This window comes from Paenibacillus aurantius, from assembly GCF_032268605.1.
Taxonomy (GTDB): domain Bacteria; phylum Bacillota; class Bacilli; order Paenibacillales; family NBRC-103111; genus Paenibacillus_AO; species Paenibacillus_AO aurantius.
This window is the reverse complement of record NZ_CP130318.1, coordinates 3,930,735-3,952,298: the sequence shown is the minus strand read 5'-3', so window position 1 is coordinate 3,952,298 and position 21,564 is coordinate 3,930,735. Positions and strand designations below refer to the sequence as shown.

Annotated in this window: 22 protein-coding genes; 21 read left to right on the top strand and 1 reads right to left on the bottom strand. The window is 57.2% G+C overall.

Features of this window, described 5'->3' with window-relative positions:
- Positions 1–22 precede the first annotated feature (22 nt).
- From MJA45_RS17910 to MJA45_RS17900, 3 genes are read left to right on the top strand one after another with little or no spacing between them, the layout of a single operon-like run.
- Positions 23–1,126 carry a rhamnogalacturonan acetylesterase gene (locus MJA45_RS17910; RefSeq protein WP_315603271.1) on the top strand — a complete coding sequence of 368 codons (1,104 nt, stop codon included), beginning with the start codon at positions 23–25 and terminating at the stop codon, positions 1,124–1,126.
- A gap of 37 nt (positions 1,127–1,163) precedes the next feature.
- Positions 1,164–1,532 (top strand): sensory rhodopsin transducer, encoded by a 369-nt coding sequence (locus tag MJA45_RS17905; protein ID WP_315603270.1) that lies wholly within the window; start codon positions 1,164–1,166, stop codon positions 1,530–1,532.
- Between the two features lie 5 nt (positions 1,533–1,537).
- Complete coding sequence (locus MJA45_RS17900; protein ID WP_315603269.1) at positions 1,538–2,182, top strand: hypothetical protein; 645 nt, start codon at positions 1,538–1,540, stop codon at positions 2,180–2,182.
- A gap of 80 nt (positions 2,183–2,262) precedes the next feature.
- Here MJA45_RS17900 and MJA45_RS17895 read toward each other — a convergent pair whose 3' ends face one another.
- Positions 2,263–3,552, bottom strand: a complete 1,290-nt coding sequence (locus MJA45_RS17895) for a Gfo/Idh/MocA family oxidoreductase (RefSeq protein ID WP_315603268.1) — start codon at positions 3,550–3,552, stop codon at positions 2,263–2,265.
- A gap of 131 nt (positions 3,553–3,683) precedes the next feature.
- On the opposite strand from MJA45_RS17895, the gene MJA45_RS17890 reads away from it, so the two are divergent.
- From MJA45_RS17890 to MJA45_RS17805, 18 genes are all read left to right on the top strand, one after another.
- Entirely contained in the window at positions 3,684–4,604 is a 921-nt protein-coding gene (locus MJA45_RS17890; RefSeq protein WP_315603267.1) for an AraC family transcriptional regulator, read from the top strand.
- Positions 4,605–4,772: 168 nt separating this feature from the next.
- Positions 4,773–6,074: a GAF domain-containing sensor histidine kinase gene (locus tag MJA45_RS17885; protein WP_315603266.1), complete on the top strand. Its 1,302-nt coding sequence runs from the start codon at positions 4,773–4,775 to the stop codon at positions 6,072–6,074.
- Positions 6,071–6,430 (top strand): hypothetical protein, encoded by a 360-nt coding sequence (locus MJA45_RS17880; RefSeq protein ID WP_315603265.1) that lies wholly within the window; start codon positions 6,071–6,073, stop codon positions 6,428–6,430. Before MJA45_RS17885 ends, MJA45_RS17880 begins: the two co-directional genes overlap by 4 nt.
- A 382-nt stretch (positions 6,431–6,812) precedes the next feature.
- On the top strand, positions 6,813–8,303 hold the full coding sequence (locus MJA45_RS17875) for a PAS domain S-box protein (protein ID WP_315603264.1): 1,491 nt from the start codon (positions 6,813–6,815) through the stop codon (positions 8,301–8,303).
- 37 nt (positions 8,304–8,340) lie between these two features.
- On the top strand, positions 8,341–8,964 hold the full coding sequence (locus tag MJA45_RS17870) for a M15 family metallopeptidase (RefSeq protein WP_315603263.1): 624 nt from the start codon (positions 8,341–8,343) through the stop codon (positions 8,962–8,964).
- 191 nt (positions 8,965–9,155) lie between these two features.
- Positions 9,156–10,031 carry a helix-turn-helix domain-containing protein gene (locus MJA45_RS17865; RefSeq protein ID WP_315603262.1) on the top strand — a complete coding sequence of 292 codons (876 nt, stop codon included), beginning with the start codon at positions 9,156–9,158 and terminating at the stop codon, positions 10,029–10,031.
- A gap of 345 nt (positions 10,032–10,376) precedes the next feature.
- Positions 10,377–12,332 carry an ABC transporter substrate-binding protein gene (locus MJA45_RS17860; protein WP_315603261.1) on the top strand — a complete coding sequence of 652 codons (1,956 nt, stop codon included), beginning with the start codon at positions 10,377–10,379 and terminating at the stop codon, positions 12,330–12,332.
- 70 nt (positions 12,333–12,402) lie between these two features.
- Complete coding sequence (locus tag MJA45_RS17855; protein WP_315603260.1) at positions 12,403–13,401, top strand: ABC transporter permease; 999 nt, start codon at positions 12,403–12,405, stop codon at positions 13,399–13,401.
- Positions 13,398–14,558, top strand: a complete 1,161-nt coding sequence (locus tag MJA45_RS17850) for an ABC transporter permease (protein ID WP_315603259.1) — start codon at positions 13,398–13,400, stop codon at positions 14,556–14,558. Before MJA45_RS17855 ends, MJA45_RS17850 begins: the two co-directional genes overlap by 4 nt.
- Before the next feature lie 15 nt (positions 14,559–14,573).
- A complete protein-coding gene (locus tag MJA45_RS17845; protein WP_315603258.1) occupies positions 14,574–15,623 on the top strand; it encodes an ABC transporter ATP-binding protein in 1,050 nt (349 codons plus the stop codon).
- Positions 15,620–16,654, top strand: coding sequence for an ABC transporter ATP-binding protein (locus MJA45_RS17840; RefSeq protein WP_315603257.1), 1,035 nt, complete (start codon positions 15,620–15,622; stop codon positions 16,652–16,654). The genes MJA45_RS17845 and MJA45_RS17840 overlap by 4 nt, the downstream gene beginning before the upstream one ends.
- Positions 16,651–17,031, top strand: coding sequence for a hypothetical protein (locus MJA45_RS17835; protein WP_315603256.1), 381 nt, complete (start codon positions 16,651–16,653; stop codon positions 17,029–17,031). The genes MJA45_RS17840 and MJA45_RS17835 overlap by 4 nt, the downstream gene beginning before the upstream one ends.
- Complete coding sequence (locus MJA45_RS17830; protein ID WP_315603255.1) at positions 17,031–17,504, top strand: hypothetical protein; 474 nt, start codon at positions 17,031–17,033, stop codon at positions 17,502–17,504. The genes MJA45_RS17835 and MJA45_RS17830 overlap by 1 nt, the downstream gene beginning before the upstream one ends.
- Positions 17,505–17,509: 5 nt before the next feature.
- Positions 17,510–18,331 (top strand): sugar phosphate isomerase/epimerase family protein, encoded by an 822-nt coding sequence (locus tag MJA45_RS17825; RefSeq protein ID WP_315603254.1) that lies wholly within the window; start codon positions 17,510–17,512, stop codon positions 18,329–18,331.
- An 89-nt stretch (positions 18,332–18,420) separates the two neighbouring features.
- On the top strand, positions 18,421–19,182 hold the full coding sequence (locus MJA45_RS17820) for a DeoR/GlpR family DNA-binding transcription regulator (protein ID WP_315603253.1): 762 nt from the start codon (positions 18,421–18,423) through the stop codon (positions 19,180–19,182).
- A 34-nt stretch (positions 19,183–19,216) separates the two neighbouring features.
- Positions 19,217–19,669: a sensory rhodopsin transducer gene (locus MJA45_RS17815; protein ID WP_315603252.1), complete on the top strand. Its 453-nt coding sequence runs from the start codon at positions 19,217–19,219 to the stop codon at positions 19,667–19,669.
- Between the two features lie 12 nt (positions 19,670–19,681).
- On the top strand, positions 19,682–20,575 hold the full coding sequence (locus MJA45_RS17810) for an AraC family transcriptional regulator (RefSeq protein WP_315603251.1): 894 nt from the start codon (positions 19,682–19,684) through the stop codon (positions 20,573–20,575).
- Between the two features lie 34 nt (positions 20,576–20,609).
- Positions 20,610–21,542: a carbohydrate ABC transporter permease gene (locus MJA45_RS17805; RefSeq protein ID WP_315603250.1), complete on the top strand. Its 933-nt coding sequence runs from the start codon at positions 20,610–20,612 to the stop codon at positions 21,540–21,542.
- Positions 21,543–21,564 lie beyond the last annotated feature (22 nt).

Sequence of the window (21,564 nt, the reverse complement as noted above, 5' to 3'; positions counted from 1 at the left end):
ACACTCATTAGGGGAGGACCCCATGACACCTTCATACCGATTTGATTTTGGCCAAGGAAGTCCGCAGGAAGGCTATACCAAGATAGAACCCGACACCGTGCACGATCCTTCGGTCGGCTACGGCTTCGGGGAGACCAGCCGCATTAATGCAAGAGACAGAGGCGGAGAGCCGCTGCGGCGGGATTTCTGCATCCCGCTTGACGCCTCGTTTGTTGTGGATGTTCCCGACGGAACGTATCACGTGACCGTCTTAATGGGGGATGAGCTTGCCGCAACGGAAACAACGATCAAAGCCGGCGAAGGCCGCCTGATGCTTCACAAGCTGCGGACCCAGCCGGGGTATTTCGCCCGGGTAAGCTTTGCCGTATGGGTGACCGGCGGCCGGCTTCTTCTGAGTTTCACGGGGCGGGCCCCGCGGGTCAATGCGATGGAGATTAGGCCGTCCTCCTCGGCCTGCACGATCTTTCTGGCGGGAGATTCCACCGTCACCGATCAGCCGGCCGACGGTTATCCTTACGCGGGATGGGGACAGATGCTTCCCCAGTTCGTCAAAGCGGATGCCGCAGTGGCGAACTATGCCTTGTCGGGCCGCAGTTCCAAGAGCTTTATCCGGGAAGGGCACCTCGATGCCATTTGGAGCCGGATGAAGCCGTGGGATTACCTGCTCATCCAGTTCGGCCACAACGATCAGAAATACGGGGAGGAGCGTTATACGGAGCCCTTTACGACCTACAAGGAAACGCTGAAGATCTATCTGGACGGTGCCCGGGAGCGCCAGGCGTTCCCGATCCTCGTGACGCCGGTGGAGCGCCGGTTCTTTGAAGAGGACGGGACCCTTCGGGATACCCACGGCAACTATTTGACCGCAGTCCGGGAGCTGGCGGAGGAGGAGAAGGTGCCGCTGCTTGACCTTGCCGCCCGAAGCCGGGAGCTCTATGAACGGCTCGGGCCGGAAGGATCGAAATCGCTCTTCATGTGGCTCGCTCCGGGAGAGTTTCTAAACTTCCCGGACGGGACGGAAGACAACACTCATTTCCAGGAGCAGGGGGCCATTCAAATCGCCAAGCTGGCGGCGGACGGCTTGAAGGAATTGCGAATACAGCCGTTGAACCTCTATTTGAAGTAAGTTCCTAAGCGATAGGATACTTAAGGAGGAAAGGAACATGACCATGAGCAAAGGACACATCCTCTGGTTCATCCCAGACGGCTACATTCCCCCGGAGAGCTCCGGGGAGCTCGAAAGCCACGAGTCCATCTGTGTACTGAATTGTTATAAGGAACCCGCCCGATTGTCCGTCACCGTTTATTTCGAGGACCGGGATCCGATCGAAAACATAGAAGTGACGGTTCCTGGACGACGGACCGACCATATCCGCACGTCGTCGCTGTCCCGGGACGGCGAGTCCATCCCGAAAGGCGTCCCCTACGCCATGGAGGTGGAAAGCGACCGGCCGGTGATCGTTCAGTACAGCCGGCTCGATTCCACCCAGGCGGAGAACAGCCTGATGACCACGATGGCCTTTCCGGGCTAGCCGCTATGCTAAGGAGCATCTACAGGGCCCAGTGGAAGCCGGAGGGAAGAGAGGATGGCCTGCCGGTTCTGATGGAATCGCCCCGGGCGAGGAAGCTTGTCGAGTCCGGGGAGATTATGACCGCCGCCTGCTACGAATGGCGAAACAACCTGTTCCTGTATTACGAAAGTGTGGATAGGCCACTTCTGCCGGAGGAGCTCCTTCCTGGAGCCGCCCCCTTTCTCATGCCGTGGCCGGGGGAAGCGGAGCCGCGCCCATGGGTGCCCATGGCGGATGTCTTTCATTTCAACGAACCGGCGGGAGTGGAGCATTGGCGCCGCAGGACGCCGGTGGAGCAGCGGATCGGCCGGGTGGCCCATCTCCGGCCCGGGCAGATTGCGAGCTATATCTATTATCATTATCAGCTTCAGGAGGAAAGGGCGTTCCCGGGCGACAAATACGAAATTATCGCCATTCATGAGAACCTGCTGTTCGGTTACCAGGAGCTTCCGAAGGTGCTGGAAGAACCGGTTATCCCCGGCAGGCTGAAGACCAAAGGGACGCCCGGGAACTGGGCGGATTCCCGGATGGATCTGCACTTTCAGCCGTGGGAGGACGGCCATCTGTTCTTCAAGCCGATTGCTCCGTTGTTCGTTTACTACGAGGAATAGAAAGATAGAGCGATAGCCAGCCTGCCCAAAAAACCCAAAAAAGCGTCTCCCCTTAGCCCGGGAGACGCTTCTTGCTTATTCTAATGAAACTTGACGAGGTCCTTGATCTGCACGGGCAGTCCGGTGCGGATGGCCCGGTTGGCCGCAATGCCGGTCAGGATCGACCGGGCGCCGTCGATATGATCGGCCGCGCGGTGGAAGCGGTCTTCAAGCGGCGTGCCGAAGATGTCGTTGAGGAGAACGGGATCTCCGCCGCCATGGCCGCCTTTTCCTTCCTCGACCTCTACTTCATAAGGCGCTCCGAACATTGGGAATACCCTCATCGCTTTTCCTTTCAGGGCACCCTCCAGAGCTTTTTCTCCACCGGAGTTAACGTAAGACTGCTCCACGATCGACATCTCGATGCGGCCTTTGGTTCCGTTGAACGCAATCCGGTACCCTTCCCAAGGCATGTAGGCATTCAGCGAGTAGGTCAGAATCGCCTTGTTCTTGTAACGGACCATGACACCCATCGTGTCTTCGATGTTGATGCCGTCTCCGAATACGCTTTGGTCCCGGCGGTAGCCGTCCTCGTGCTCGGCATCCAGGTACATCGCTTTCAGGTTCTCGTTCTGGTCGAGATGCAGAGCGAACGGATCGTCCTTGGCATTGGGGTTCCCGGTTGCCCGGTCATAGAATTTGGTCTCTCCTCTGAGCTCCGCATTCTCTCTTCCATAGAAGAGGAGGTCTCCGAAGGCGAAGACGGTTTCCGGCTGGGAGCCGATCCAGAAATTAACCAGGTCGAAATGATGTGTGGATTTGTGAACGAGCAGTCCTCCGCTGTTCCTCTTGTCGCGATGCCAGCGGCGGAAATAATCGGCTCCGTGCTTCGTATTGAGCAGCCACTCGAAATGGACGGACGTCACTTGGCCGATCACGCCGTCTTCAATCAGCTCACGGGCTTTCGTATGATGCGGGGCGTACCGGTAGTTGAACGTGACGCGCACTTTTTTGCCGGTGCGGTCCACGGCATCGAGAATTTCCTGGCATTTCTCTTCGTCCACCGTCATGGGCTTCTCGGTAATAACGTCACAGCCGAGCTCCAGCGCCCGGATGATGTACGTATGATGCGTGCGGTCTACGCTCGTCACGATGACGGCATCGGGCTTCTCGGTCTCGATCATGCGGTCGAATTCACTGGCCGGGTAGGTGCGGACGGCCGGATAGTCGTATTTCTCCGTCAGCTTGCGGTTGGCATAGTCCATGCGGGTTTGGTTGATGTCGCAAAAAGCCAAGAGCTCCGAGGTTTCGCGGTAAGTCGTGGCGATGGCGGAATAGAAAAATTCAGCACGGCCGCCGGATCCGACCAATACGTATTTTTTGGTAGACATGGTCATCCTCCTGATGGATGGTTTATCGTTTCTTCCTTCAGATTATCGCAAGATAGAGGGATTTTCTCCTCTTTTTATGCGATAATGGTAGGGAATCACGCCTATTTTGCGATGATAGGAGAGAGATGACCATGGAAGAAGCGATGCTGCGTTACCAGGAAATGACCGATTCCCTGTGCGTGGAATATATCAAGCGGCACGGCCGGTACAGCATGGCGGCCAATCATTTTCATCCTACTTATGAGGTATATTACCTGCTGAAGGGGGAGCGCATTTACTTCATCCGGGACTCCTCCTACGCGGTCCAACCCGGGGATCTGGTCTTTCTGCCGAGAGATGCCCTCCACAAGACGATCCATTCCGGCATTCCGTCTCACGAAAGGATGGTGATTTATTTCGATGAGCGGTTCTTATACGAGGCAGGGGGGCAGGACGCGCAGCTTCTGCTAAGTCCTTTCCGGCACCGCCAGCCCGTTCTGCGCCTTCCCGAGGAACAGAAGAAGGAAGCGGAAAAGCTCGTGCTCCGTCTCTTGGAGGAGATCGGAAGGCGCGAGCCCGGTTACGACCTCTCGGTGCGGAACATCGTGACGGATCTTCTTCTTCTCTCGGGACGCTTCCTGCTGCGGAATGAGCCGCCTGAAACGGCTTATGCCACTCCCATGCACAAGAAAATATCGGAGGTGATCCGCTACCTCAACAGCCATTATGCGGAGCCGGTCACCTTGGCGAAGCTGTCGGAAACGTTCTTCGTCAGCCCTTATTACTTAAGCAGAAGCTTCAAGGAGGTCAGCGGCTTCGCTTTAACCGATTATTTGAATCTGACCCGGATTAAGGAGGCCCAAAGGCTTCTTCGCAGCACCCGTCTTCCGGTGACGGAAATAGCGGCCCGCGTCGGCTTTGAAAGCTTCTCCCATTTCGGCAAAATGTTCAAAAAATTATCCCGCATGTCCGCCCGGACCTACCGGAAGCAGGCATCCGCCCAGCCGGGGACGGACCCCTATTTGCAAGGCGGAGATGACCTTGATAAGATGGATACCGGTACTTTGTTGTAAAGACGCCGTTTCACTTGCTAAGTGCTTGGGTAAGGTTATTTATTAAGGATAACTTGAAGCCTGCCCCGGTGTGCCGTCTGGGGAACCATCCGTTCCAGAAACGGCTTGGGCCCGACTGGCGCCGCCGAAACGGGTTTTGCAGCAACCATTACGGGAGGTCCGATTCGGTTGGAAGGAATTCACAGAGAGAATGCAACTTTCTATTCAGGCATCCATGATGCGGCGGCCCATGTCATAGAGCTATTAAGCCGCTTGCTTGAAGTCAATACCATCTTCGTGGCGAGCAATGACGGGGTAACCAATGTTATTATGAATGCGTTTAACCGCAGGGAAGAGCTGGTGAAGGAGAACGACTGCCTTCCTTTTGAACTGAGCTACTGCAGCCTTGTTCTTCATAACGACAGCAAGCCGCTTCTGATTCCCGACACGGCTTCGAGTCCCCTCACCTCCTCCATGGCGGTAACCCAGGCTCTCGGAAGCCGTTCTTTTATCGGGGTTCCGATCCTGCTCAAGAACGGGACCGCTTACGGGACGGTTTGCGCCCTGGACTCCACGACCTACCGTTTTTCGGAGACCGATATTACCGCCCTGCAATCAATGGCTGTCTTTCTGGCCCATGTCATCGAATTGGAGAATACGGTCTCGGAACTTAAGAAGACGGAGAAGAAGCTGAAGGAAGCGAACCAGGCCGTGGAAGGATCCGTCCAGTTAAAAAGCAACCTGCTGGCGACCATCGGTTCGGAAATCCGGGCCCCTATCACCAGTATTATGGGAGCCACGGACCTGCTGGGCGAGACTCCTCTTCTGCCTGATCAGCAGGAATACATTGAAATTATCCAGATGAGCAACCATTCTCTGCTTTCGCTGGTGGACAACATCCTATACTACAGCCGTCTGGAAGCGAAAGACATGAAAGCCGAGCATGAGCCCTTCGATCTTGTATCGGCCGTGGATACCGTCATCCGGGATTTTCAAGCAGAAGCCGCGGAGAAAAACATCCAGCTCGAGCTGGCCACACGCTTCGAAAGCTTGCCTGTCATCGTTGGAGATGAGCGAAAGCTTCGTCAGGCTTTGTCGAATATTTTACGCAATGCCCTGGACTTCACGAGCCGTGGAAGAATCGACGTTTGCGCCCGTGTTCTGCCGAACAGCGGCGAGCCCGGAAGCTATCTGCTGAAATTTGAAGTCCGGGGAGGGGGGATCGGCATCCTTCCCGATAGGCTCGGGGATCTGTTTCATCTCCAGTCGGAACCGGAGCAGGCGGGAACCGAGCAGAACTACTCCGGGGCCGTCATTAATCTGGCCATCAGCAAACGGCTTATCGAGCTGATGGGCGGGTCTCTCCAGGCGGAGGCCGCCTCCGATCGTGGAGCTACTCTTACCTTTGTCATCCCCGTCCGGGAATTCACACTGGACATCCTATCTAACGACAACGAGCTCCCTGAAGAAGAAAGGCGGTGCAGGCGTTGACTTCCAGTAATTCCAATAGCCGCGAACGGCTGATCCGCCATCAGGTTCCGTTCGGCTCCGCCTTCGACTACCCCGCTGTTCTCGCAGAGGAAGCGGAGCAGCACGGGAGGGTTAGCATGTTTACCGTCCCTTACGGAGAAGGCAAAGCCTCCCTCATTCTTATCCAGCCGGGTCTGGTTCGTGTCCGTATGGTGGGAGGCGAAGACAAAGTGAAGAACGTTTACCGGTCGATGCCGTGGGAGGAGCGTCAGCTCACCATTTCGGGGGATCCCTTCCGCTACAAACAAACGGATTTCATAGACGAGGTAACCGAACGGCAGATTGATCTGCTGTCCTTCCAGCCGTCCTCTTCTTAATGGGATTTTCATAAAATCTGACAGGCGGAAAGTCAAGACCTGTCAGGTTTTATTTTTTTTGCCGTAACGATACCCATGGATCGACAAATTTTTCCGGAAGGCTGTAGTATCATAGCTTATGGATGAACGATCAAGGAAACGCTGTCATATTGAATCGTACCCTTATCCCTTATGTAACAATGAATCATGAAACAACAGGTTCCCATCAGACGGCCCGGCCTGTATTATGTGTCTCCTGAGATAGACGACTTCCTGGCCATACTGAAATCCAGTTTCTTCGGGTCATTCTCCGTTTAGGATGGACAGGCGGAAGGAAGCCGGGCACGGGTTATGATTCCTTTGGTTCGTTTGCCAAATATTCACATGGAGGCGGAGGCTTGCCGTGACCAGGATCGAAAGCAATCAGGCAGAGGATGGACAGCTTGCGCTCGAGCCGGTTAATTCCGAATGGGAAGAAACGATCCGAGTGCAGCAGGGAATGATCTTCAAATTCAAAAAGCAAAGCGGACGGTTTGTCCATACCATCTGCCATGGAGAACTGATGGACCGTATGCTTCCGGGTCAGGAGGAAATAGCGGGAAAGGACCTTAAGGACCTGCTGCCCTTGGATAAAGCCGTGGATGTGGCAGCCCACTACGAACGGGCCTGGCAGGGGGAAGAAAAGGTTACCTTTGAAGGAGAATCGGCCGGCATTCACTTTCTGGCCTCGCTCCGACCCATCAAGCAAAGCGGAAGGGTGGTGGAGGTCATCGGCTCGGCCATAGACATTACCGAACGGAAGCAGAGGGAGCAGTCCCTAAAGGAGAGCCTGCGGCTTAACTACAAGATGATCAAGCTTCTTCCGGCCGCCATCCTGGTTCACGATGAAGCGGGAATCATCAATTACGCCAACGACGCCGCCGTCAAGATGATGGGAGCCGGTTCGCGGGAGGAACTCACGGGCCGGCCGATTCTTGAGCTGGTTCACCCGGATTATCGGAAGCTGATGGAGGAACGCTTCCTTACCGTATCGAACGGACAAGAACCGCTTGAGTTTATCGAGCATAAGGTCAGCCGGCTGGATGGAGAAGTGCTAGATGTGGAATCCTCCTGTATTTACATTTATAAAAACTGCCGGCCGGTTATTCAGCTGGTCATGCATGACATCACGGAGAAGAAGAGGACCGAGGAGATGGTCCGCAAATCCGAGAAGCTCGCGGTCGTCGGCCAGCTGGCCGCGGGGCTTGCTCATGAGATCCGCAATCCGCTCACCGCGCTGAAGGGGTTCACCCAGCTGCTGAAGTCGCGGAATGCCGTTCATCATGAGTTCTACGAAATTATGCTCGCGGAGCTCGACCGGATTCACTTCATCATCAATGAGTTTATGGTGGTGGCCAAGCCCCAGGCCATGCGCTGCCAGCCTAACAACGTCCGGCACGTGCTCCAGAGCATTCTCAAGCTGCTGGAGCCTCAGGCCATCCTGAACAACATCGATGTTCAAACGGAATTCAAAAGCCTGTGCTCCCTGGTGGACTGCGACGAGAATCAGCTTAAGCAGGTCTTTGTTAACGTGATCAAAAACGCCATGGACTCCATGCCGTCCGGCGGGAAGCTGCTGGTGGAGCTGGAAGAGCTCCCCGAAGGAAAGCTCAGCATCCGCTTCACGGATCAGGGATGCGGAATTCCCGAGGAAGGGATCTCCCGTCTGGGCGAGCCCTTCTATACCACCAAGGAGAACGGAACCGGACTTGGTCTTATGGTCAGCATCAAGATCGTGGAGTCCCTGCACGGAGAGTTTCGCGCCGCCAGCCGGGTTAACCGCGGCACGACCATCGAGATCATCCTTCCGGTCAGCCGGAGCCGAATCCCGGCAGGTCATGCCGTTTTGCCTTGATGCTGCATTCCGAGAACAGACATGGTAGGATAGGAGGATGAAAACGAACTATTCCTACGCGAGGCAGAGCGCTCCGGCCCTTGCCCGCAAAGCCAAGAAACGATCTATCTTCCTGCTGGCCCTCATGGCGGCCGCCGGTATTCTGCTCCTTCGCCCGCTTCCTCTTGCCGATAAGCTTCTACCCGATTGGGGCATAGAGAGCAAGAAGAACGTCCCTCCGGTGGACAAGCTTCACCCGGTCGTTGCGGCCAAGCAGGCGGAGCTCGAAGCTGCCGCGCGCAAGGCGGGCATCCCGATTCTGATCACCGACGGCCTGCGCACCGTAGAGGAGCAGAACGCCCTTTACCGCAAGGGAAGGGAGGACGGCGGCTCCGTTGTCACCCAGGTCCAGGGTGGAGATTCCTATCATAACTACGGCCTGGCCGTTGATTTTGCCCTGAAGACCAAGGACGGCAAAGTCCTCTGGGATTTGAAATACGACGGCAACCGGAACGGCAAGGCGGACTGGATGGAAGTCGTGGCCCTGGCCAAAGGCCTGGGGTTCTCCTGGGGAGGAGACTGGTCCGGATTTCCGGATTATCCCCACCTGCAGATGGACTTCGGCTATTCGATCCGGGAGCTGAAACGGGGAGCGCGCCCCCCGGAGACGGCCTCTCCGTAAGCCTTCTTCCTTAGAAACTTAGAAAGCGTCAACCAAAGGAAACCGCCCGCCCGCGGTTTCTTTTTCTTTTGGGCAGGCAGGTGTTCGTCCCCGCGGCATAGAATAAAACAGGGAGCTTTGTGCATGTGACATTACCGTAAGGGAAGCAGCCTATCGAATTCCTTCATGACCATGAGAATGGAGTGTGGAAGATGATTGTATTGCTCACGGGAGATTACATTGAGCACGATGAGAAAGTCGCCCTTCAGAAGCTGTCCTGTCAGCCTCACGAAACGTTTCCGGAGCATACGCATACGTTCATTGAGCTTGTTTATATCTGGAGGGGAACCGGCACCCAGCTGATCAATGGACAGGGCTTTCCCGTCCAGCGGGGCGATCTGATTTGGATCAATCCGGGGGATTATCATTCGTTTACTTCCCCCGGGGAAATGCAGTACATCAATCTGCTGTTCGAGCCGGATTTTCTAAGCGAGCAGGAAAGAACAACGGTGTCCGATTTGCCTGCTTCCTATGAGCTGTCCCCCGCTCTCTTCCGGGAGTTCGGAGGGAAGGTTCCGGGAACGGCCTGCCATGTCTCCTTTCGCGGCAAGCCGATGCTTGAGCTGGAAGGCCTGCTGGACGCGATGATGGAGGAGTTCACGGCCAAGAAAGAAGGATACCGCTCCATGCTTCGCGGCTATACGACTCTTCTGCTGACCCGAACCTTCCGGATGATGCAGAAGAACCTGGCGGGGACCGAGCACCGGGATGCCTGCAACGTATTGCCCGGTCTCTTGACCTATATCGAGGAGCATTATACGGACCGCATCACGCTTCAGGACCTTTCCCGGGAAAGCTTCTATTCCCCTTATTACATCGGCAAGATCTTCAAAGAGCAGCTCGGCTCCACCTTCACCGAATACGTGCAGGAGATCCGGCTTCGGGAGGCCAAGCGTCTTCTGCTCGAAACGGACGAAACGGCGGAAGCCATCGGACGAAGCGTCGGATATCCGGACAAAACCCAATTCTACCGCATCTTCAAGCAAGCCTTCGGCCTCACTCCTCAGCAGATGAGGAAGCAGGGCTAAGGACTTGCAGGGCCGCGGGCAGGCGGGCTTGGAGTTGGTCCCAAAAGTCCCATGTGGGACTTTTTTTGTTTTTGTGGGAGTTTGCCGCGGGAAAAGCGTTTTCTCCAGACGGGAAGCGGTATTCTTGGGGCAGGAGGAGAGGACGGGCGCCCTCAAAATAGGCGATTCCGCCATCCGTGTGGGGTATTCGGTGTCGATTCAAAGACGAGAGTAGAGGATTTGGCTCTGTTTTTGAATTTTCAGACAATTTACTGACTTGGCTGTTGATTATTTGGTTCTTCGGAATAAAAATGGGGGGGAGTCCAAAAAACTCAAACAAGAATCAAGAAAATCGGAGGGTTGCTCATGAAGTCATGGAGAAGATCAAGGAACCTGCTCCTGGTTTCCGCTCTCAGCTTGGCTGTTGCTCTAACCGGTTGTGAAAGCGCCGCCATTTCAACGTCCCCGTCCCCCTCGGCCTCCGCCAAGCCTCCGGAAGCCACGAAAGCGCCGGAAGGAGGAGGGCAGGCGGGAGCCCAAACGATCCCGACGGATTTCAAGCAATCTCCTTTCCTGGACGGAAAGAATCTGGCCGCGGTGAAGGAACGGCTGCCCTCCGATTTCAAAATCACCAATGAAATCCCCTCCTCCCAGATGAAGTATGAGATCGGCACGTACGGCGGAGTCATGAGAACGGTTACTTCGGCGCCAAACTGGGATGCGGACGTATTCGTCATGAACAACGAGCCTCTGCTGAACACGCCCGGGATTCTCGGTGAGGAGATTACCGGCAATGTGCTGAAGGGCTACAAGATGAGCGACGACCAGAAGACCATTTCCTTTGAGATGCGCAAGGGCTTGAAATGGTCGGACGGCAAGCCGGTGACCACCGAGGATGTGCGGTTTACGGTGGAGGATGTGTTGAACAACCCGGAGCTTACGCCGATCTTCCCCGTATGGCTGCGGTCGGGCGGGGTCGCCGAAGGAGCCCCGCTCAAGCTGGAGGTAACGGATGAGTACAATTTCAAGATTTCGTTCGACCGGCCGTACGGCGGCATTCTGATCCGGCTGGCCATTCAAGGCTGGCGGGGGTACACCGAGCTCGTGAAGCCGGCCCATTACCTCAAGCAGTTCCACAAGAAATACACCCCTCTCGAGAAGCTGGAGCCCGCTATCAAGGAAGCCGGATTTCAGCCGGGGGAATGGGTTAACCTCTTCAACGACAAGGACATCACGAACTGGGAGCTCGCCAACCAGAAAGCCGTCGGGTTCCCCGTCCTCTATCCGTGGGTGATGACCAAATACACCGAGAACATGGCAAGCTACGAACGGAATCCTTATTACTTCAAGGTCGATACGGCCGGCAACCAGCTGCCTTACATTGACCGGATCCAAAGCACGCTCGTTCAGGATATCGAGATGGTCGGCTTGAAGACCATTGCCGGCGAGGTGGATTTCTCCCGGGAGTCGGCGGCTCTTGTGAAGATGCCCCTCTACAAAGAGAACGAGAAAAGCGGCTACAAGGCCCTTCTCGCCAACATGCACGTGACGCCGACGGACATTTACTTGAACCAGACGTTCGACGATCCGGCCTGGCAGAAGGTGGTGCAGGATGTCCGCTTCCGGCAGGCGTTGAATCTGGCTCTAAACCGCAAGGAGATTATCGATACAATCTATTACGGCTTCGCCAAGCCGGGGACCATCGAAGATCCGGCCTTTGACCTGACCAAGGCCAACCAGCTGCTGGACGACATGGGCTTGAAGAAAGGACCGGACGGCAAGCGGCTGGGTCCGGACGGCAAAGTCTTCACCATTCCGTTCGAGGTGGGGGCCCAGGCGCCGGACATTGTTCCGATGACCCAACTGGTGGTGGAAATGTGGAAGCAGCTCGGGCTGAACGTGACGATGAAAACGATCGACCAGACGCTCTATACGACACGCCGCGAAGCCAATCAGCTGCAGGCCTCGATGATCTGGACCCATACTCCGCTATGGTACATGGGCGATTGGGGCACGGCGAACTGGGGAACCCTGTGGGACAAATGGCGGACGACCGGAGGCAAGGAGGGGAAAGAACCGCCTGCGGATGTCAAAAAGCTGTATACGTTGATCGACAATGCGGCGGCGGCGAATCCGACGGATGCGAAGAAGATCATCGAGCAGGTTAAGCAGGAGATGAAAGACAAGGTGTACTATTTCATCCCGATTTCGGAGGTGAAGCAGCCGTTGATCGTGAACGCCAAGCTCCGCAACATTCCGAGCGACTCCAGCTTCGCGATCGCGGCCAACTTCAGCGGGGAGCAATTTTTCTTCGGCAAATGAGAATGACCGTTAGCAGAGCCGGGGCGGGAGGAGCCCTCTCCCCCGGCTTCTTATGGAAAGGAGGATCCCTATGTTGAATTACATATCCTACCGGGTCCTGCAGCTGATCCCGCTGCTCATTGCCATCAGCATGATCGTCTTCGTCATCATCCAGCTGCCGCCCGGCGATTTCCTAACCACCTATATCGCGCAGCTGAAGCTGGCCGGCAATGCCGTTTCGGAAAGCACCATCCTCAATCTGCAGGCAGAATACGGGCTCGACAAATCGATGTACATGCAATATTTCATATGGCTCAAAAATATTATTCTGCATGGCGATTTGGGCCGTTCCTTCCAATGGAACCAGCCGGTAGCCGACGTCATCGGCCCGCGCCTTGCGCTGACCGTGGTGATCTCGCTCATCTCCCTGGTCTTCGTCTGGGCGGTAGCCATTCCCATCGGCATCTACTCGGCGACTCATCAATATTCCGTGTTCGATTACATCTTCACCTTTATCGGCTTTATCGGCCTCGCCGTTCCCGGCTTTCTGATCGCCCTCATCCTCGTTTATTTCATCTTCGTCCAGACAGGGGTCTCGATTACCGGGCTGTTCTCTCCTGAATTCGTGGATGCCCCTTGGAATGCGGCCAAAATCATGAACATGCTGCCGAGGCTGATTCTTCCGGTTATCGTGATCGGGATGTCCGGAACGGCTTCGCTCATCCGGGTAACGAGGGGGATGCTGCTCGATGAGCTGTCTAAGCAGTATGTGATCACGGCCCGGGCCAAAGGGGTGGCCGAGAGGAAGCTCCTGTTCAAATATCCCGTCCGGATGGCGATTAATCCGCTGATCAGCACCATCGGCTGGACGCTGCCGGCCCTTATTTCCGGCGAGGCGATCGTCTCGATCGTCCTCAATCTCCAGACCACCGGACCCATGCTGCTGAAGGCGCTGATGTTCCAGGATATGTATCTGACGGGAAGCTTTCTTCTGATCCTGAGTGTTATGACGGTCATAGGAACCCTGCTCTCCGATATTCTGCTCGCGGCCGTCGATCCGAGAATCCGCTTCGGGGGGGTTAGCGAATGAGCGCCATGACCACGATTGCGAACCGGCTTAAACGAACGGGAGCGGGACGCCGGCGGAAGGAAGCCCGGGATCCGAGCCTCGAGGTCGCTTCCCAATGGCAGCTCATGTGGTGGAAGTTCAAGAAGCACCGGCTGGCGGTCTTCTCCTCCATCGTCCTTCTGCTGCTGTATCTGGTGGCGCTCTTCTGTGAATTTCTTAGTCCGTACGGAACGGAAACCCGGTTCACGGCTTACAAAAATTCGCCGCCCTCCCAAATCCACTTCGTCGATCCCGAGAAAGGCTTCTCCTTGCAGCCCTTCGTCTACGGAATGAGCGAGAAGGTGGATCCGCAGACCTTCCGGCGGACATTCTCGGAGGATCCGGAGAAGAAGTACTCCATTTCCCTCTTTGTGAAGGGGGAGCCTTACAAAATGTGGGGCCTTATCCCGATGGACCGCCACTTGTTCGGTCTGAAGGATGCCGACAGCCCGCTGCTTCTCATGGGGACAGATAAACTGGGCCACGACCTGTTCTCCCGCATTCTGTACGGAGCCCGCATCTCGCTTTCGTTCGGTCTGCTAGGCATTGTGCTGACCTTGATTCTCGGCCTTCTGCTCGGAGGAATATCCGGTTACCTGGGCGGGGTGACCGACACCATCATCCAGCGCACGATCGACCTCCTCATCTGCATCCCGACCATCCCGCTGTGGATGGCTTTATCGGCCGCCCTGCCGAAGGGCTGGACAGCGCTTCAGATCTACTTCGGGCTGATCATCATCTTCTCGATTATCGGCTGGACGGGGCTCGCCCGTGTGGTCCGGGGCAAAATGCTTTCCCTTCGGGAGGAAGACTTCACGCTGGCGGCCCGGCTCGCGGGAGCGAGCGACTTCCGGATCATCCGGAAGCACCTGATCCCGTCCTTCGCCAGCTACATCATCGTGAACGTCACCTTGTCGATCCCGGGAACCATTCTCGGCGAAACGGCGCTCAGCTTTCTCGGCATCGGCCTGCAGCCTCCGGTTGTCAGCTGGGGGGTTCTGCTGCAGGATTCCCAGAACCTGCAGACGCTTGCCCATTACCCATGGCTGCTCTGGCCGGCCGCCTTCATCATCCTGACCGTTCTGATGTTCAACTTTTTGGGAGATGGACTGCGCGACGCCGCGGATCCCTACAAATAGCGAGGTGAACCCGTTATGAAAGGAAACACGGCAGAAGCCGATGCCGTCATTCTGGAAATGAAGGACGTCAAGGTTCATTTTCATCTGGACGAAGGAGTCCTGAAGGCGGTGGATGGCATTGACCTGCGCATCAAGCGCGGCAAAACGCTCGGCATCGTCGGGGAAAGCGGCTGCGGCAAAAGCGTTACCTCCCAAGCGCTTCTCCGGATCGTGCCTTCCCCCGGCCGGGTGGAAGGGGAGATTAAGCTGAAGCGCATGCGGCCGGAGGGCGGTCTCGAGGAGGTGGACCTGATCCGGCTGGACCCCCGGGGCAAAGAAATCCGGGACATCCGGGGCGGGGAGATCGCGATGATTTTTCAGGAGCCGATGAAGGCCTTCTCCCCGATCCATACGATCGGAAATCAGATTATGGAGGCGATCCTCCTTCATGAAACGGATGACAAAGAGGAGGCTTACCGGATCGGAGTCGAGATCCTCCGCAAGGTCGGCATGTCTAACCCCGAGCAGAGGATGGGGGAGTATCCCCACCAGCTCTCCGGCGGGATGAGGCAGCGGGCGATGATCGCCATGGCGCTGTCCTGCCATCCCTCCGTTCTCATTGCCGATGAGCCGACGACTGCCCTCGACGTGACGGTACAGGCGCAGGTGCTTCAGCTGATCAATGACCTGAAGGAGAGCCGGGACACCTCGGTCATCTTCATTACGCACGATCTGGGCGTCATTGCCGAGATGTCGGACGATGTGGCGGTCATGTACCTGGGCAAGGTCGTCGAATATACGGACGTCGACACCCTGTTCCACGCGCCCAAACATCCGTATACGAAAGCCCTGCTGAATTCCATTCCGACCATCGGCCGGGGGAACCGCCGGCTCGAATCGATCGAAGGCACGGTACCGTTCCCGATGAACCTGCCGAAGGGGTGCGGCTTCTACACCCGCTGCAAGCACGCGGTCGACGGGATGTGCAACCGGGAGGACATTCCGCTTACGGAGATCGAGGAAGGCCATTTCGTCCGCTGTGTACTTGTCGGCGGACAGGACGCAAGAAAGGAGGCCGTACGATGAAAACGGATGCGGGTTACGCCAAGCAGGCGGTGCTGGAGGTTAAGGCGGTGAAGAAGTATTTTCCGATCCGCAAGGGCTTTCTGCAGAGAACCGCCGGCTATGTGAAGGCAGTAGACGATGTGCAGTTTGCCATTCGTCCCGGCGAAACCTTCGGACTCGTCGGCGAATCGGGCTGCGGCAAGACGACGCTCGGGCGCTGCATTTTGCGTGCCGTGGAGCCATCCTCCGGCGAGGTGCTGTTCCGCGACAGGAAGGGGATGATGCGCAATGTTCTGGAGCTGGACCGGCGCGAGCTGAGGGCGATCCGACGCGACATGCAGCTGATTTTTCAGGATCCATACTCCTCGTTGAATCCACGAATGACCGTGTTCAACATCATTGCCGAGCCCCTTGTGTGCAACGGCCTGATGGGCGGCTCGGAGCTGAAGCAGCGGGTCTCTTCTCTGATGGAAATGGTGGGTCTGAACAGCCGCCACCTGGAGCGATATCCCCACGCCTTCAGCGGAGGCCAGAGACAGCGGATCGGGATCGCCCGCGCCCTGGCGACGGACCCTTCCTTCATCGTCTGCGACGAGGCGGTTTCGGCCCTCGACGTGTCGGTTCAGGCGCAGATTCTCAATCTGCTGGAGGATCTGCAGGCCGATCTTAACCTCAGCTACTTGTTCATTTCCCACGACCTCGGCGTGATTCAGCATATTTCCGACCGGGTGGGGGTCATGTATGTGGGCAAGATGGTGGAGACGGCGGAGACCGAGTCCCTGTTCGCCTCCCCGCGTCATCCGTACACCGAAGCCCTTCTGTCGGCGAAGCCCATCCCGGATCCGCGCCATAAATCGGACCGGATTATCCTCTCGGGCGAGGTGGCGAACCCGGCCAACCCTCCCACCGGCTGTTACTTTCACCCCCGTTGCCCGTATGCCAAAGAGCTATGCCGCCAGGAGGCTCCCGAGATGAAAGCGGTCGGGGACGGGCACTACGCGGCTTGTCATTTTGCCGGAGAGCTGGAGCTGAGGGGGGCGGCCGGGCTATGAGCACCATCCTGCTGACCCTGCTTCTGTTCGCCCTATTCCTGGCTCTTATCATGATGGCCTCTCTGTGGTATATGCGCTTCTGGCTGAGCCGGTTGATCGGGAGCAAGCTGGCCGATCTGGAAACGATCGCCGCCACGGGAGCCGTCCCGCAGGAGTGGACCCTTCCTTATCTCCGAAGAATGATTCCTCTCCAGGAGCAGAACCGGACCGATGAGCTGCAGAGGCTGCAGAAAAAGGCGCGTCAAGCTTACGCCCGCAAGCTTGCCCGCCTGGCCGATTTCGTCAAACGGACTTCGCTTGTAGAGAGCGAAGAGGCCCGCCGGCACACTTTGCAGGTTCTGCAAAGGGTAGCCCGGGAAGAAAGGGAGGCGGGATGATGGATCCCCTGCTGGAACATCGCCGGCGGAATTCGGCGGCCCTTCTCTCCCTGGCGGGAGCCGCTCTCGCTTCCGTCCTCGGCCTCTGGAATTGGCTCGAGCTCCGCAGCCTGGTGCTGAGCCTGCTGGCTTATAACCGGGTGGACCCCTTCTCCTGGAAAGGTATCGACAACATGACCTTTCTGCTGTTCGGCATCTTGTGGCTCGCCTATGTTTTCTACAGTCAGCACTTTTTACGGACCCGGATTATGCGCAGGCGGGGCTGGACTGCCGCCGCCCGGCTCCTTGCCGTCCAGCTGTGGCTGCTGCTTCTTTGCCGGGGACTCCCCATGGCTTTGGGAACGGCACCCGCCGGAGGCAGGGAGGTTTGGCTCGCGCTGACCGGCCTGGCGGCGCTTCTGCTGACCGGCTTCGCCGTTCCCTGGCGGCGCGGCGAGCCGCGTGCTCTTCATCTCCCCAAGAAAGGATCGTGACCCATATGGAAATAGGAGTCGTATCCCGAAGCTTTCCTAAGCTCACCAACGAGGAAGCGGCGCAGAAGATGGCGTCGAATGGGTTCGTCTGGACGGAGCTGTGCTTCTCCCAAACGGATTCGAATTATTGGAAATATAACGGACGCTCGGATCTGTCGGCCATGACGAACGAACGCTGCCGGGACATCGTGGAAACGTACCGCCGGCACGGCGTGGAAGTGGCCTCCCTCGGCGTCTTCACCAATCTGCTGGAGCCGGATAAGGAAGAGCTGCAAGCCAACCTCGCATACTTCGAGCGCCATATGGAGCTGGCGGCGTCCTGCGGAGTTCCGGTGGTAGCCACCGAATGCGGCTTCGTCCCGGGGAAGAGAGGCATTCAAGCCGAAACGTATGAATCGGTCTTTGCCGCCTTCGTGGACACCTTCCGATGGCTCGCCGAACGGGCGGGTCATTATGGCGTTAAGGTCGCCCTTGAGCCATGTGTCCTCGACGTTGTACCGAGCGCCAAGCGGACAAGGGATTTCCTGGAACAGGTCGGCTCGGAGCACGTTCAAGTGCTGCTCGATCCGGCTAACCTCATTGCGAACAGCTCGGAGGAGGACATGTTCTCCTATCTGGCCCCCCACATCGCTTACTTTCACGGAAAGGACCGCAAGGTAAACGATGCTTACGGTCGGATCGTCGGAGACGGAGATATCCGCTGGCCGGCCTTTCTGGAGCTGTATCACCGGCATACGGAAGGGCTCCCGTTTATTTTGGAGTATGTCAACCCAGATAACTTCGTTCAGGTGAAAGACCGGGTGCTCAACTTCGACCGGATGAGGTGACGATGGATAATCGTACAGGAAGGAGCGGAAGCCGCTACTCGTCCGGGCATGATCCGGTCGGCCATACGATAGGGGAGGAGGGGACCTAGATGCTTGCCGCGGAGAGGTATCAGCATATTCTGAGGCTGGTTAACGAATGGGGAAGCGTAAGGGTGGCCGATCTCAGCCAGCTGTGCCGGGTGACGGACGAAACCATCCGGCGGGATCTGGACCGTCTCGAAAGCGAGGGCCATCTTCTCCGCAGCTATGGAGGAGCGGTCCGGGCTCAGGCCCAGTCGACGGAAACCTCCCACGAGCTGCGCGAGGCCGTGCATGCCGGGGAGAAGCAGAGCATTGCCGCGGCTGCGGCCCGGCTGCTGGAGCCGAACGACCGGATCGTCCTCGATGCGAGCACTACAGCCATCCAGCTGGCCGTGCAGCTGCCGGACATCCCGCTCACCGTGCTTACCAATTCCCTCCGGATCAGCCTCCTGCTCAGCGAAAGAAAGAACATAACCGTGATTGGAACGGGGGGGACCCTCGTCCCCAAATCACTATCCTATGTCGGCCCGCTGGCCGAGCAGTTTCTCGAGGAATATCACGTCAACAAAGCCTTTCTCTCCTGCAAAGGCGTCCATCTGGAGCGCGGAATAAGCGAATCCAATGAGCTTCAGGCCCGCGTCAAACGCAAAATGGTGGCAATGGCGGATCAAGTATTCGTCCTTGCGGACGGAAGCAAATTCGATGTGCAGGCCTTTACCATGATCAGCGGCTGGGACGGAATTCACTCGGTCATTACAGACTCTCAGGCGCCTGCCGGCCATGTTCAGAGCCTTCAGCGGAGAGCGATCGAGGTCATCCTGGCCGGATAACCTGCTTCTCCGCTCGAAAGATGGCGCAAATGACTTGTTAAATGGCCGAAAAGGCTATGATCTGGCGGGCTTGGAGCTGTATGATGGAGACAAGGAAAGCAAAGGAAAGGGAGGGAAGCGAATGATCGGCAAGACCATCTGGCTTATTCCCGACGGCTACCTGCCCGCCCGCAGCACCGGGGAGCAGATCAGCCACGAAGCGGTTTGCGTTCTCAATCTGGGTGAGGAGGACGCCGCGATCCGCTTGACGTTTTACTTTGAGGACCGGGAGCCCATGGACCGCTTCCGCTCGTTCTGCGGGGCCAGGCGGACGCATCACATCCGGCTCGACCGGCTGACGGATGATGAGGGGAACCCCGTTCCGGTGGGCGTGCCCTACGCCATTCAGGTGGAGAGCAGCGTGCCCGTTGTCGTGCAGCACAGCCGCCTGGACACGAGCCAGGAGGCATTGGCGCTTTTTACCACTATGGCCTATTCGCCGGAGTAGGAGGTGTTGAGGATGGTCAGGCAGTTAAAACGGTCCCAATTCATGAACGAGCTTCCGCTGCCCTTCTATATCAACCGCTGCTTCCACGACGAGCACAACCTTCCGGCCGAGCACAGCCATGATTTTATCGAGCTGGTGTATCTCGTCAGCGGGAGCGGTGAGCATCTGTTCGAGGAGGAGAGCTACCCGATCCACGCGGGGGACGTTTTCATTATCAATCCGGGGGAAGTGCATGCCTATCGTACCGAACCCGGGGAGAGGCTGGAGATCATCAATTGTCTCTTTACCCCGGAGCTGATTCACGAGTCCCTGCTGAAGGAGCTCGGCATCTCCCAATCGATGGATTACTTCTACGTGCATCCGTTTCTTGACAAAAGAGAGCGGTTTCACCACCGGCTTAACCTGAACGGTAACAGCTCCGCTCAAGTGCTTTCGCTGCTTGAGGGGATGATTGCCGAATGGGAGGCGCGCCGCTCGGGATTCCAGACCATCCTGAAGCTTCAAATGCTGCAGCTGCTCGTTCTGTTGTCCCGCTGCTATACGATGCGGCTGGTGAAGGAAAGCAGGAAAACGAAGGAAGGGGAGCATACGCTGCTTGTCCGCCGGATCACCGGGTTTCTTGAAAGGCATTTCGACAAGAAGCTTCCGATCCCCGAGCTGTGCGAGCTGTTCGGCATCAGCTCCCGGCAGCTCAATCGGATCTTCAAGCAGGAAACGGGGGAAACGGTAACCGACCGCATTCACAGCATCCGCATCGACCGGGCCAAGCAATATTTGGAGGAGGGGGATGAAAAGGTCATCAGCGTGGCCCATCGAGTCGGCTACGAGGACCCCGCCTTCTTTACCCAGCTGTTCCGGCGCAAGGTCGGCTGCTCTCCCGGCCGTTACCGCAGCATGAATGAATAAACGATAACGACCAGGGGAGCGAAGGAGGGGCAGGATGAAACCGACCGTATCTGGCAAGACGAAGCAGTCCGGGACCCGCCCGGGTTCGGCCGGATTAAGCCGCAAGCTGATGCCCTACGGGTTCCTGATCCCCATCTTCGCTTCCATGGGCATCTTTAAATTTTACCCGCTGGCCATTGCCCTTCTGAAATCGTTCTATGAGTGGAACGGGGCTAATCTTAACCGCTGGACCGGTCTAACCCATTACAAAGCCCTGGCCTCAGACCCTACGTTTCATATCGCCCTGCGGAACATGGCGGTTCTGACAGGGGCTTATGCCCTTATCCAGCTGGTGATGCCCCTTGCCGGAGCCCTGCTGGTCTATCATCTCCGGGGAAGACGGCTGCGGGCCTTGTGCCAAACCGCTTTTCTTCTTCCGATGGTCGTTCCCTCGGTCATCGTTTACTTGCTGTGGCGGTGGATCTACGCTTCGAACGGGGTGATCAATACCCTGCTCGGCAGCCTGGGCTGGGACAGTCTTAAGCATGCTTGGCTGGGAGAAAGCTCGACAGCGCTGGCTTCGGTTCTCTTCGTGGGCTTCCCTTGGGTTGGGGGCGTCTCGTTCCTGCTCTTCCTGGCGGGATTGACGGCCATCCCCACCGAGCTCTACGAGGCGGCACGCCTGGAAGGGGCAGGAAGATGGAGAAGGCTTACGCAGCTCGAGCTGCCTCTTCTCAAGGGATCGCTTGGGCTTGTGCTTCTTCTTGCCGTCATTCATCAGGTGCAGAGCTTTGAGAACGTTCTCGTTCTGACGAACGGAGGACCGGGCTTTGCTACGATGACACCCGCCCTGTACCTGTACAAAAAAGGCTTCGAATACAACGATTTCGGCTATGCTTCCGCCATTGGAGTCGTGCTGTTCGCCGGCCTGCTAATCTTTACCCTGCTGACGCAGAGGTTCATGCGAAACACGGAGGGCTCGGAATAAGGCCGCCAAGAGGGGAGGAGAA